Origin of the sequence: Streptomyces boetiae (assembly GCF_031845405.1) — a bacterium.
In the GTDB taxonomy this organism is placed as follows: Bacteria; Actinomycetota; Actinomycetes; order Streptomycetales; family Streptomycetaceae; genus Streptomyces; species Streptomyces boetiae.
In genome coordinates this window covers 154,568-167,234 of record NZ_JAVREN010000002.1, presented here as the reverse complement: position 1 = coordinate 167,234, position 12,667 = coordinate 154,568, and the positions used below count along the sequence as shown (strand labels likewise).

Here is a 12,667-nt window from a genome sequence, read left to right as displayed (position 1 = left end):
GCCGCCGAAACCTCAGATGCAGCTCTGAACCGGCCCGGAGGGTGGTTGCGGCGTGTCCGGGGCGGACACAACGCCTTCACGTGGCGGGCGTCGCGCCCCTACCGTCGGATCAGCACACCGGGGGAGGTCACATGGTCGCGTTGGGGACGGGGATCGGCTGGAGGCCCGAGATCGCCGAGGCCGTCGAGGAGTTGGAGGGCGTCGACTGGGTCGAGGTCGTGGCGGAGAACGTCCGTCCCGACCGCCTCCCGGACGGCCTGGCGCGGCTGCGGGCGCGGGGCACCACGGTCGTTCCGCACGGCGTCTCGCTGGGCCTGGGCGGCGCGGACCGGCCCGCGCCCGGGCGGCTGGCGGCCCTGGCGCACCTGGCCGAGACGCTGGAGGCGCCGCTGGTCACCGAGCACATCGCGTTCGTCCGGGCCGGGGGGCCGCTGACGGGAACGCCCGCGCTGGAGGCCGGCCACCTGCTGCCCGTGCCCCGCACCTGGGACGCGCTGGACGTGCTGTGCGAGAACGTCCGCATCGCGCAGGCGGCGCTGCCCGCGCCCCTGGCGCTGGAGAACATCGCGGCCCTCTTCCGCTGGCCCGGCGAGGAGCTGACCGAGGGCGAGTTCCTCTCCGAGCTGGTGGCCCGCACCGGCGTCGGCCTGCTGATCGACGTCGCCAACCTGCACACCAACCACGTCAACCGCGGCGAGGACCCGGCCGAGGCGCTGGACGCCCTGCCCCTGGAGGCCCTGGCGTACGTGCACGTGGCCGGGGGCGTGGAGCGGGACGGGATCTGGCACGACAGCCACGCCCACCCGGTGCCGCCGGAGGTGCTGGCCGTCCTCGACCGGCTGTGCGCCAGGACGGCGCCGCCCGGCGTCCTCCTCGAGCGCGACGACCACTTCCCCCCGGCGCCCGAGCTGGCCGCCGAACTGGCCGCCATCCGCGGCGTGGTGGAGGGGGTGCGCCATGGCTGACACGGACGCGGCCCGCCGCCGCCTGGCGCTCGCCCAGGCCGCGCTGCTCACCGCGCTGACCGCGGGCGGCCCGGTGCCCGAGGGCTTCGACCGGGCCCGGCTGCGGGTCCAGCGCGAGGCGCTGGCCGCCAAGCGGGCCGGGGTGCTGGCCCGCGTCGCGCCGGAGCTGCGCGCGCTCCTCGGCGACGGCTTCCGCCCGGCCGCGCTGGAGTACGCCGCCCGGCACCCGATGGCCGGCGGCTACCGCCAGGACGCCCTGGCCTTCGCCGTCTTCCTCCTCGACCGCGGGCGCCTGCCCGACCGCGCCGCGCGCCGCCGGGTGGCGGCGTGGCTGCGGGCCCGCGGCGCCCGCCGCCCCGGGCTGCTGCCGGGGCGCCTGCGCACTCCCCGGAGCCCGCGGGGCCCCCGCGCCCCCCGGCTCCCCGCGACCAATCGAAAGGCCGGGTGAGGCCGGTGTCCACCCTGATCGTCCTGCTCGCCGCGTGCGGGCTGCTCGCCGCCGTCGCGCGCCTGCTCGCGCGCCGCTCCCGCGCCCTGCGCGGGTCGCGCGCCCCGGGGGAGATCCCGGCCGGGAGCGCCGTGGAGACCGTCCACGAGGCCGCGTTCCTGGCCGGAGGCCCGGCCAGGGTCGCCGACACGGTGCTGTGCGCCATGGTGGAGAAGGACAGGATCCTCATCGACGACCGGACCGTGCTGGTCGTCACCCCCGTCGCGGACGACGACATGGAGCGCGCCGTGCTGGACCTGTGCGGCACGTGGGAGGCGCGCCTGCCGGACATCCGCGCGGGGCTCGCCGCCTCCGCGCCGGTGCAGGAGGTCGGCGACGCCCTGGCCGCGCGCGGGCTGCTGTGGCGGCCGGAGCACCACGGGCCGTGGCGGTCCGCGGTGCTGCTGACCGTCGTGGCCGCGCCGGCCGCGCTGCTGCTGTCGCTGGCCGTCCTGCTGTTCTCCGGGGCGCCGGCGGCCATGGCGCTGGCCGCCGGGGCGGTGGCCGCGTTCGTCCTCGGGCTCGCCCTGGGCCCGGGCCGCAGCCGCCTGACCGCCCCCGGCCGGGCCGCGCTGGCCGACCTCGAGGCCGACCCGCGCTGGGCCGCCGCCGGGCTGGCCGGCCTCGTGGCCCTGGGCGGCACGGCCGCCCTGACGGATCTGGTGCTGCGCGAGCAGTTCGCCACCGCGGGCGTGGCCGCCGCCTCCGGCAACGCCGCGGCCTCCACCACGTGGGGCGCCGCCTGCGGCGCCCTTCCGGCCGTGGACACGGGGAACGACCGCGGCGGCGGGGGCTGCGGAAGCGGAGGAAGCGGCGGCGACGGGGGAAGCGGCTGCGGCGGCGGGGGCTGCGGGGGCGGCTGCGGCGGGGGCTGAGCCGGCCCGGGGGTGAGCCGGGAGCAGGGCCAGCCGGCCGCGACCGGGCGGGAACCCGCCGCCGTCCGCCCCGGACGAGGGCCGGGCGGCGCCGCGCGGCCGGTGCCGCGCGCCCCGCCGGGCCGAGCGTCCGGACACGCCCGACGCCGGTCCACGCCGCCGGCCGTGCCGGGCGTCAGGCGAGCTGGGCCACCAGCTCGGCGACCGGCTTGCGGCGGCCGGTGTAGAAGGGGACCTCCTCGCGGACGTGCCGCCGGGCCTCGGAGGCCCGCAGGTGCCGCATCAGGTCCACGATCCGGTGCAGCTCGTCGGCCTCGAAGGCCAGGATCCACTCGTAGTCGCCCAGCGAGAACGAGGCGACGGTGTTGGCCCGCACGTCCGGGTACCCGCGGGCCATCTTCCCGTGGTCGGCCAGCATCCGGCGCCGGTCCTCCTCCGGCAGCAGGTACCAGTCGTAGGAGCGGACGAAGGGGTAGACGCTGACGTAGTCCCGGGGCGTCTCGTCGGCGAGGAACGCCGGGATGTGCGACTTGTTGAACTCGGCCGGCCGGTGCAGCGCCATGTTCGACCACACCGGCTCCAGGGCGCGGCCCAGGCGGGTGCGGCGGAAGAGGTTGTACGCCTCCTGGAGCGCGTCGGCGGTCGCCGCGTGCCACCAGATCATCAGGTCGGCGTCGGCCCGCAGGCCCGAGACGTCGTAGGTGCCGCGCACGGTGACGTCCTTGGCGGCGAGCTGCTCGAACAGCTCCGTCACCTCCTCGGCGAACCCGGCCCGGTGCTCCGGCAGGGGCTCGCGCAGCCGGAAGACCGACCAGAGGGTGTAGCGGATCGTGGCGTTCAGCTCGTTGGCCCGCTTGCCCACGGGCCTGTCGTCGGGTGCAGCAGTCATGGGGCTATTCTCGCGCCTCCTCGGCGGGCCCGGCCGGGAGGGTGCGCAGCAGCTCGGATGCCGCCTGCTCGGCGCTCCCCACACACGCGGCGATGCCCACCCCGTCGTACGCCGCCCCGGCGACCCGCAGGCCGGGCAGCCCCGCGAGGAAGCCGCGGACGCGCTCCACCCGGGCGTGGTGGCCGACGTCGTACTGCGGCAGGCCGTGGAGCCAGCGCGTGACGACGGCGTCCACGGGCTTGGCGGACAGGCCCGCCGCCTCGCCCAGGTCCATCAGCGCCGCCCGCACCAGCTCGGCGTCCTCCCACCGCAGCGGCCCCTCGTCGCCCAGCCGCCCCACGGAGGTGCGCAGCACGAACAGGTCCGGGTCGGCCGCCGCCGCCCAGTCCCACTTGCCGCTGGTGAAGGTGGCGGCCTTGATGACGCGGCCGTCCACGGCCGGCACCAGGAAGCCGCTGCCCCGCGGCAGCCGGGCCAGGTCGGCGCGGCGGAACGCGAGGGTGACGATGGCCATCGAGGCGTACTCGACGGCGGCCAGCTCCCCCGCGGCGGCCGGGGCCTCGGCCGCGAGCAGCCGGGCGGCGGCGGGGGCGGGCACCGCGAGGAGGACGCCGTCGGCGGCCAGCGAACGGCCGTCGCCGAGCGCCGCGGCCCAGCCCCGGCCGGTGCGGCGCAGGCCCGTGACGGCGACGCCGGTCTCCAGCGCGGCCCCACGGGCCGTCAGGTCCGCGACCACGGCCGCGGCCAGCGTTCCCACGCCGCCCTCAAGACCGGCGAACACCGGCTCGCCCGGGGCGCGGCCCGCGGACTCCCGCTGCACGGCGCGGACGGCGGCCAGCAGCGTGTCGTGGGCGCGGGCGGCCTCCCAGAGCCGGGGCACGGCGGAGCGCAGCGAGATGCGGTAGGCGTCGCCCGCGTACACGCCGCCGAGCAGCGGCTCCACGAGCCGGTCGACGACCTCGGGGCCCATCCGCTCGGCGACCAGGCGGCCGACGGCCTCGTCCTCCCCTACGGCCAGCGGCGGCAGCTCGGAGTCGCGGGCGATCTGGGCCAGCCCGGCGTCGGAGAGCACCCCGGCCAGGGAGGCGGCGGTGGAGGGAACGCCCATCACCTGGCCCTGGGGCATGGGCCGCAGCGCGCCGCGGGTCCAGATCGCGGCGCTGCTCACGGCCGGGGGGCGCAGGGCGTCGCCCAGGCCGACGGCGCGTGCCAGGCCCACGCCCTCGGGGCGGCGGGCCAGGATCGACTCGGCGCCCAGGTCGACCTGGACCCCGGCGACGTGGCCGGTGCGCAGCTTGCCGCCGAACGCGCCCGAGGACTCCAGCAGGGTGACGCGCGCTCCGGCGCCCACCAGCCGGTGAGCGGCGGCGAGGCCCGCGATCCCGCCGCCGACGACGATGACATGCATGGGTTCACTCTCCCAGACCGGGGCGGGCCCCTGACCTCGGGGATCGGCGCGGACGCGGGCGTCGGACGGGCCCGGGACCGGCGCCGGGTCAGCGCGCGGTGCGCTCGTGGACGTGCGCGACCAGGCGCGTGAGGGCGTCCGGGTCGGTGTCGGGGAGAACGCCGTGGCCGAGGTTGAAGATGTGCCCCGGCAGCCCGGCGGCGGCCTCCAGCACGCGGTCGGCCTGGGCGGCGACGGCCTCGGGCGGCGCGAAGAGGACGGCCGGGTCGAGGTTGCCCTGAACGGCCCGCTCGGTGCCGTCGGCCGAGGCGCGGCGGGCGGCCTCGTCCAGCGGCACCCGCCAGTCCGCGCCGACGACCTCCGCTCCGGCCTCCCCGAGCAGGCCCAGCAGCTCGCCGGTGCCCACGCCGAAGTGGATGCGCGGCACGCCGTAGTGCGCGGTGGCGGCGAAGACCTTGGCGGAGGCGGGCATCACCGAGGCGCGGTAGTCCGCCGGCGCCAGGGCGCCCACCCAGGAGTCGAAGAGCTGGACGGCCGAGGCGCCGGCCTCGATCTGCACGGCCAGGAAGGCGGCGGTGATCCCGGCCAGGCGGTCCAGCAGCTCGGCCCACAGCTCCGGGTCGCCGTACATCAGCGCCTTGGTGTGCTCGTGGTTGCGCGAGGGGCCGCCCTCGACCAGGTAGCTGGCCAGGGTGAAGGGGGCGCCGGCGAAGCCGATCAGCGGGGTGTCCCCCAGCTCGGAGACGACCGAACCGACCGCCTCCGTCACGTACTTGACGTCGTCCGGCTCCAGCGGGCGCAGCTGCGCCAGGTCGGCGCGGGAGCGGATGGGGCGCGCGACGACCGGCCCGACCCCGGGACGGATGTCCAGGTCCACGCCGATCGCCTTGAGCGGGACGACGATGTCGCTGAAGTAGATGGCCGCGTCCACGCCGTGGCGGCGCACCGGCTGGAGCGTGATCTCGGTGACCAGGTCGGGCCGCATGCAGGACTCCAGCATGGGGATGCCCTCCCGCAGTCTGCGGTACTCGGGCAGCGAGCGGCCGGCCTGGCGCATGAACCACACGGGCGTGTGCGGCACCGGCTCGCGACGGCAGGCCCGCAGGAAGGGTGAGTCGGTCACAGTCACGCCTGGCAGTCTGTCACGCCGCGGCCCTCCCCCGGTCGGCGGCCCCGAGGGGCCCCGCCGCGGGGCCGGAAGGGGCCGCGGGCGGGCGGCGCGGGGCGACGGGGCGCGCGGCCGGGGCCAGAATTCCGACCGGATCGGCCGGATTGGCCCTAGGGTTACCGGCCATGGCAGCGTCTTCGACCCATCAGGCGGAGGAGTCGGGAGATATGGACGACCCCAGTTCCGGGGTTCCCTTCGCCTTCCGGGAGGCGGTGACGGCCCTGGGCGCGGCCCGCCCGCGCGCGGAGGTGCGCGTGACGGGGCTTCCGGCCCCGCGGCGGCTGGCGCCGTTCGCCCACGCCGTCGGCGCCACGGTGGGTGCGGACGGGGAGGAGCTGGCCGACGGGCGCTTCGTCCTGCTGCACGACCCGGCCGGCGACGAGACCTGGCGCGGCGACTTCCGGGTGGTGACGCTGGCCCGGGCCGAGCTGGAGCCGGAGCTGGCCACGGACCCGCTGCTGCCTGAGGTGGCCTGGTCCTGGCTGACGGAGGCCCTGCACGCCCACGGCGTGGCCTGGCGGGAGCCCAACGGCACGGTGACCAGGGCGGGTTCGATGTTCTTCGGGGGCCTGGCGGAACGCCCGCCGCGGGCCGAGCTGGAACTGCGCGCCTCGTGGACCCCCGCCGATCCGGCCCAGGCCGCGGGCCACCTGCTGGCCTGGTGCGGGCTGCTGGCCCAGTGCGCGGGCCTGCCGCCGGAGACGAGCGGCCCCGCGGTGACGGCCCTGCCGCGCCGCCGCGGGCCCGGCCCGGCCTGAGGGACGGGCGGGGGGAACGCACGATGGCCCCCCGGGCGGCCGGGGGCAACGCGGCGCGACGCGGAATCACCGGTTCGTGATCATTCCCTAAAGGCCCCGGGACTTCGTGCCGAAGGAGTCAGTGACCCTTCCATCCGGATCGCCCCGACTCCTCCTGCGGAGTCTGGATCCGTCCGTCCCCACCCCCACCCCGGGAGGCACCGGTGTCTGTTCTTCTTGAGCACCCCACAAGCCTCGTCGCCTACCGCCCCAACAAGCCCACCGCCATGGTCGTCGTGGCCGACCCCCGGGTCCGCTCCACCGTGACCCGTCACCTGTGGGCTCTCGGCGTGCGGGATGTCATCGAGGCGTCGTCCGTCGCGGAGGCCCGGCCCCGCGTCGCCAACCCCCGTGACATCTGCGTCGCCGAGGTCCATCTCCCCGACGGCTCGGGGCTGACCCTCCTGTCCGAGACGAGAGCGGCGGGCTGGCCCAACGGGCTGGCCCTCTCCGCGGCCGACGACATCGGCGCGGTGCGCAACGCCCTAGCGGGCGGCGTCAAGGGCTACGTCGTCACCGGCACCCGCAACAGCCTCGGCCCGCCCACCCGGCACGGCGCCGCGCACATCGGCGCCCGCTCCCCGATGCACCGCGGTCGCCCCGGCGCCCCGGGGCACCAGGGCGGGTACCGGGAGCTTTCCGGGCGCGAGGTGGAGGTGCTGCGGCTGGTGGCGGAGGGCCAGTCGAACAAGGCCATCGGCGTGTCCATGGGGCTTTCGGCGCTGACCGTCAAGAGCCACCTGGCACGCATCGCCCGCAAGCTCGGCACGGGCGACCGGGCCGGAATGGTGGCGGTGGCCCTGCGCACCGGGATCATCCACTGATGCCGCCGTTATCCCCGTCCCCGCCCCTTCGCCCACGACCCCCGGCGCCCGGCCCCACGGCCGGTCGCCGGGGGTTTTCCGTGTGCTATCACCCCAGGTCACAGGAGTGAGCCGAACAGTTACCCTTGACTGGTGACCGACGCCCCGCAGACCGCAGAAGCCGCATCAGGAGTCTCCGCGCCCGAGCCGGCCGGTCCGGCCCCGGTCCCGCTGCTGGCCCCCCGCGAGGGCGTTCCCCCGGTCACCGCGGACGCGCGGGCCCTGGACGAGGTGGTGGCGGCCTTCGCCGCGGGGAGCGGCCCGGTCGCGGTGGACGCCGAGCGCGCCTCGGGCTACCGGTACGGCCAGCGGGCGTATCTGGTGCAGCTGCGGCGGGCGGGCGCGGGCACGGCTCTGATCGACCCGGTGGCCTGCCCGGACCTGTCCGCGCTGGGCGCGGTGCTGGCGCCCGAGGAGTGGGTGCTGCACGCGGCGACGCAGGACCTGCCGTGCCTGCGCGACATAGGCATGGTTCCCGCACGCCTCTTCGACACCGAGCTGGCCGCCCGGCTGGCGGGCTTCGCCCGGGTCGGCCTGGGCGTGATGGTCGAGACGGTCCTGGGCTTCAGCCTGGAGAAGGGGCACTCGGCGGTGGACTGGTCGAGCCGGCCGCTGCCCGACCCCTGGCTGCGGTACGCCGCGCTCGACGTCGAGCTGCTGGTGGACCTGCGGGACGCGCTGGAGGCGGACCTGGAGCGGCAGGGGAAGCTGGAGTGGGCGCTGGAGGAGTTCGCGGCCATCGCCGCCGCTCCGCCTCCCCCGCCGCGCAAGGACCCCTGGCGCCGCACCTCGGGCGTGCACAAGGTCCGCAGGCGGCGGCAGCTTGCCGTGGTGCGGGAGCTGTGGGAGGCGCGGGACCAGATCGCCCAGCGGCGCGACCTGTCGCCGGGGAAGGTGCTGGCGGACGCGGCGATCGTGGCGGCGGCGCAGGCGATGCCCGCGGACACGCGCGCGCTGGCCGCGCTGCACGGCTTCGGGCCACGGATGGGGCGCCGCCAGCTCCAGCTGTGGCAGGCGGCCGTGGACCGGGCGCGGGCCATGGAGGAGGCGGAGCTGCCGCAGCCGGCCCAGGCCGCGGCCGGGCCGCCGCCGCCCCGGGCCTGGGCGGAGAAGGACCCCGAGGCGGCGGCCCGCCTGTCCGCGGCCCGCGCCGCGGTGACCTCGCACGCGGAGGCCCTGCGGCTGCCGCAGGAGAACCTCCTGGCCCCCGACGTGGTCCGACGCCTGTGCTGGGAGCCCCCGGCCGACCAGAGCCCCGCCGCCATCGGCGAGGCCCTGCGGACCCTGGGCGCCCGCGAATGGCAGATCGCCCAGACCGTTCCCCTCCTGACGAAGGCCCTGGCCGACTGACCACGCCCTGGCTCCGCAGGCCGAACGCCCGGCACGCGCACGCCCGTTCCGCGCGAGCCCTGCGCCGGGCGACGCCTGCCGCCAGGTCCCCGTCCTGGGCCTGCCCGGCGGCGCACACCTGCCCCGGCGCGTTCCGGCGTTCCCCGCCGCCCTGGGCCGACCGGCACGCCCCCGGCCCGACCGGGGCCGGCCCGGCCCTCCCGGGGCGGTCATCCGGCCCGGCGCGGCTCTGGCTCCCGCAGTCGCGGGCGGCCGGACCGCGCATCTCGCGGCGCGTCCCGTCTTCTGGCCGCGCGGGCCCGGGGGCGCGCGAGCGGGCGTTGTGACGTTGCCCCCTCCCCGTGAGCAAGCCTTGCCACGCGGTTACCGGCGAGTAGCATGGGCAGTGGTCCGCATTTTTCTCGGCGTGGAGGAGAGCCATCGTGCCCCGTACCGTCAGGGACGTCGTCTTTGTCGACGGCGTCCGCACCCCGTTCGGCAAGGCGGGTCCCAAGGGGATCTACCACGAGACCCGTGCCGACGACCTGGTCATCAAGTGCATCCGCGAGCTGCTGCGCCGCAACCCGCAGCTCCCGCCCGAGCGGATCGACGAGGTGGCCGTGGCGGCCACGACGCAGATCGGCGACCAGGGCCTGACCATCGGCCGCACCGCCGCGATCCTCGCCGGGCTGCCGAACACCGTTCCCGGCTACGCCATCGACCGGATGTGCGCCGGGGCGCTGACCGCCGTGACGACGACGGCCGGCGCCATCGCGTTCGGCTCCGCGGACATCGCCATCGCGGGCGGCGTGGAGCACATGGGCCGCCACCCGATGGGCGAGTCCGTGGATCCGAACCCCCGCTTCGTCGCGGAGAAGCTGGTCGACGAGTCCGCCCTGTTCATGGGCATGACCGCCGAGAACCTGCACGACCGCTTCCCGCACCTCACCAAGGCCCGCGCCGACGAGTACGCCGTGCGCAGCCAGGAGAAGGCCGCCAAGGCGTACGCCGACGGCAAGATCCAGGCGGACCTGGTCCCGATCTCCGTGCGGCGGACCAACGCGGAGGGCGGCGAGACCGGCTGGGGCCTGGCCACGGCCGACGAGCCGATGCGCCCGGGCACCACGCTGGAGAACCTGGCCACGCTGAAGACCCCGTTCCGCCCGCACGGCCGGGTCACCGCGGGCAACGCGGCCGGCCTCAACGACGGCGCCACCGCCTCCGTCATCGCGTCCGAGGACGTGGCCCGCGAGCTGGGCCTGCCGGTGAAGATGCGGCTGGTCAACTTCGCCTTCGCCGGCGTGGAGCCCGAGGTGATGGGCTACGGCCCGGTGCCCGCCACCGAGAAGGCGCTGGCCAAGGCCGGCCTGACGATCGACGACATCGGCCTGTTCGAGATCAACGAGGCGTTCGCCGTGCAGGTGCTCGCCCTGCTGGACCACTACGGCATCGCCGACGACGACCCGCGCGTCAACCAGTACGGCGGCGCGATCGCGTTCGGCCACCCCCTGGCCTCCTCCGGCGTGCGGCTGATGGCCCAGCTCGCCCGCCAGTTCGAGGACCACACGGAGGTCAGGTACGGCCTGACCACCATGTGCGTGGGCTTCGGCATGGGCGCCACCGTCATCTGGGAGAACCCCCACTGGGAGGGCAAGTGAGCACCACGACCACCGCTGAGCTGCTGGCCGGCGCGGCCGAGGTCTTCCCCGACGAGGTGGTGACCCAGGCGCACGTGCGGCACCTGGACCTGCCGCAGGGTGCCGGGCGTTTCGCGCTGATCACCCTGGACAACGGCTTCGACCACACCAAGCCGACGACGTTCGGCCCCCAGTCGCTGATCAACCTCGACCGGGCGCTGGACCAGGTGACCGCCGAGGCGGAGGCCGGGGAGATCAAGGGCGTCGGCGTGACCGGCAAGCCCTTCATCTTCGCGGTGGGCGCCGATCTCAAGGGCGTCGAGGTGCTGACGACCCGCGAGCAGGCCCTGACCATCGGCCTGGGCGGGCACAACGTCTTCAAGCGGCTGGCCGCGCTGCCGGTGCCCACCTTCGCGTTCTACAACGGCGCGGCCATGGGCGGCGGCGTCGAGGTCGGCCTGCACTGCACCTACCGGACGATCTCCCGCTCGGTGCCGGCCTTCGCGCTGCCCGAGGTCTTCCTCGGCCTGGTGCCCGGCTGGGGCGGCTGCACGCTCCTGCCGCACCTGATCGGCGCCGACCGCGCGGTCACCGTGATCATCGAGAATGCCCTCAACCAGAACCGCATGCTCAACGGCACCAAGGCCTTCGAGCTGGGCATCGCGGACGCCCTCTTCGACGGCGCGGACTTCCTTGAGCAGTCGCTGCACTGGGCCTCGGCCGTGCTGCGCGGCGAGATCGAGGTCTCCCGCGACGAGGTGGACCGCGGCGAGGCCTGGGACCAGGCCGTGGCCCGGGGCCGCAGCATCGCGGACGAGAAGGTGCACGGCGCGGCCCCGGCCGCCTACCGCGCGCTGGACATCATCGCGCAGGCGCGCAACGGCGACCTGCGGGCGTGCTTCGCCGCCGAGGACGAGGCGCTGGCCGACCTCATCATGAGCGAGGAGCTGCGCAGCGGCCTGTACGCCTTCAACCTGGTGCAGCGCCGGGCCAAGCGCCCGGTGGGCGCGCCGGACAAGTCGCTGGCCCGCAAGGTGACGAAGGTCGGCATCGTCGGCGCGGGCCTGATGGCCTCGCAGCTTGCGCTGCTCTTCGCGCGCCGCCTCGAGGTGCCGGTGGTCCTCACCGACATCGACCAGGAGCGGGTGGACAAGGGCGTGGCCTGGGTCCACGAGCAGTTGGACATGCAGCTCCTGAAGGGCCGGATCAACCACGACAAGGCCAACCGCCTCAAGGCCCTCGTCACGGGCGAGCTGGACAAGGCGGTCGCCTTCGCGGACGCGGACTTCGTCATCGAGGCCGTGTTCGAGGAGATGGGCGTCAAGCAGAAGGTCTTCGCGGAGCTGGAGGCGGTGGTGCCCGCGGAGGCGATCCTGGCCACCAACACCTCCTCGCTGTCGGTGACCGAGATGGCCTCCCAGCTCAAGCACCCCGAGCGGGTCGTCGGCTTCCACTTCTTCAACCCGGTGGCCGTGCTGCCGCTGCTGGAGATCGTGCGGGCCGAGCAGACGGACGACGCCTCGCTGGCCACGGCCTTCTCGGTGGCCAAGACGCTCAAGAAGTCGGCCGTGCTGGTGAAGGACGCCCCGGCGTTCGTGGTCAACCGCATCCTGACCCGCTTCATGGGCTCGGTGCTCGGCTCGATCGACGCGGGTACGCCGGTGGAGGTCGCCGACCGGGCGCTGGAGCCGCTGGGCCTGCCGATGTCCCCGATCGTGCTGCTCGACCTGGTGGGCCCGGCCGTGGCGCACCACGTGGCGGGCACGCTGCACGCGGCCTTCCCCGACCGGTTCGCCACCTCGGCGAACCTCGGCCGGGTGGTGGCCGCCGGCAAGCGGACGCTGTACGTCCACGACTCGGGCAAGCCGGAGCTGGACCCCGAGGTGGCCGCGCTGTTCGAGGTCGGCGACACCGTGCTGTCCGAGGAGCAGGTGCGCACGGCCGCCCTGGAGGCCATCACCCAGGAGATCGGCCTGATGCTGGAGGAGGGCGTGGTCGCCGAGCCGCAGGACATCGACCTGTGCCTGATCACCGGCGCCGGCTGGCCGTTCCACCTCGGCGGGATCATCCCCTACCTGGACCGCGAGGGCGTCTCCGAGCGGGTGCTGGGCAAGCGGCTGCTGCCGGTGGGCGTGGCCGGCGTCCCGCAGGGCTGAGGGTCAACGCCCTCGGCCGGGAAGGCCGTTGACGGCGCGTGTGGCGCCCGGTTCCGCTCCGGCGGGCCGGGCGCCGCGTGCTTTTGCGCCGGG

9 protein-coding genes and 1 pseudogene are annotated in these 12,667 nt (G+C 75.9%); 7 read left to right on the top strand and 3 right to left on the bottom strand.

Features of this window, described 5'->3' with window-relative positions:
- The first annotated feature begins 131 nt into the window (after nucleotides 1-131).
- A pseudogene (locus tag RM780_RS01890) lies at nucleotides 132-1,413 on the top strand (multinuclear nonheme iron-dependent oxidase).
- A gap of 5 nt (nucleotides 1,414-1,418) precedes the next feature.
- Entirely contained in the window at nucleotides 1,419-2,327 is a 909-nt protein-coding gene (locus RM780_RS01885; RefSeq protein ID WP_311628624.1) for a TIGR04222 domain-containing membrane protein, read from the top strand.
- A gap of 175 nt (nucleotides 2,328-2,502) precedes the next feature.
- Here RM780_RS01885 and hemQ read toward each other — a convergent pair whose 3' ends face one another.
- From hemQ to hemE, 3 genes are all read right to left on the bottom strand, one after another.
- A complete protein-coding gene (gene hemQ, locus RM780_RS01880; protein WP_311628623.1) occupies nucleotides 2,503-3,216 on the bottom strand; it encodes a hydrogen peroxide-dependent heme synthase in 714 nt (237 codons plus the stop codon).
- A 4-nt stretch (nucleotides 3,217-3,220) separates the two neighbouring features.
- A complete protein-coding gene (gene hemG, locus RM780_RS01875; protein WP_311628622.1) occupies nucleotides 3,221-4,624 on the bottom strand; it encodes a protoporphyrinogen oxidase in 1,404 nt (467 codons plus the stop codon).
- An 88-nt stretch (nucleotides 4,625-4,712) separates the two neighbouring features.
- Nucleotides 4,713-5,762, bottom strand: a complete 1,050-nt coding sequence (gene hemE, locus RM780_RS01870; protein WP_394812867.1) for a uroporphyrinogen decarboxylase — start codon at nucleotides 5,760-5,762, stop codon at nucleotides 4,713-4,715.
- Between the two features lie 197 nt (nucleotides 5,763-5,959).
- Between hemE and RM780_RS01865 the strand changes: the two genes are divergently transcribed.
- From RM780_RS01865 to RM780_RS01845, 5 genes are all read left to right on the top strand, one after another.
- Entirely contained in the window at nucleotides 5,960-6,550 is a 591-nt protein-coding gene (locus RM780_RS01865; protein ID WP_311628621.1) for a DUF3000 domain-containing protein, read from the top strand.
- 203 nt (nucleotides 6,551-6,753) lie between these two features.
- Complete coding sequence (locus tag RM780_RS01860) at nucleotides 6,754-7,413, top strand: helix-turn-helix transcriptional regulator (RefSeq protein WP_311628620.1); 660 nt, start codon at nucleotides 6,754-6,756, stop codon at nucleotides 7,411-7,413.
- Between the two features lie 132 nt (nucleotides 7,414-7,545).
- The gene (locus RM780_RS01855; protein WP_394812862.1) at nucleotides 7,546-8,802 is read left to right on the top strand and encodes an HRDC domain-containing protein; all 1,257 of its coding nucleotides are present in this window, start codon (nucleotides 7,546-7,548) and stop codon (nucleotides 8,800-8,802) included.
- 422 nt (nucleotides 8,803-9,224) lie between these two features.
- Entirely contained in the window at nucleotides 9,225-10,439 is a 1,215-nt protein-coding gene (locus tag RM780_RS01850) for a thiolase family protein (RefSeq protein WP_311628619.1), read from the top strand.
- Nucleotides 10,436-12,574 carry a 3-hydroxyacyl-CoA dehydrogenase NAD-binding domain-containing protein gene (locus RM780_RS01845; RefSeq protein WP_311628618.1) on the top strand — a complete coding sequence of 713 codons (2,139 nt, stop codon included), beginning with the start codon at nucleotides 10,436-10,438 and terminating at the stop codon, nucleotides 12,572-12,574. The genes RM780_RS01850 and RM780_RS01845 overlap by 4 nt, the downstream gene beginning before the upstream one ends.
- Nucleotides 12,575-12,667 lie beyond the last annotated feature (93 nt).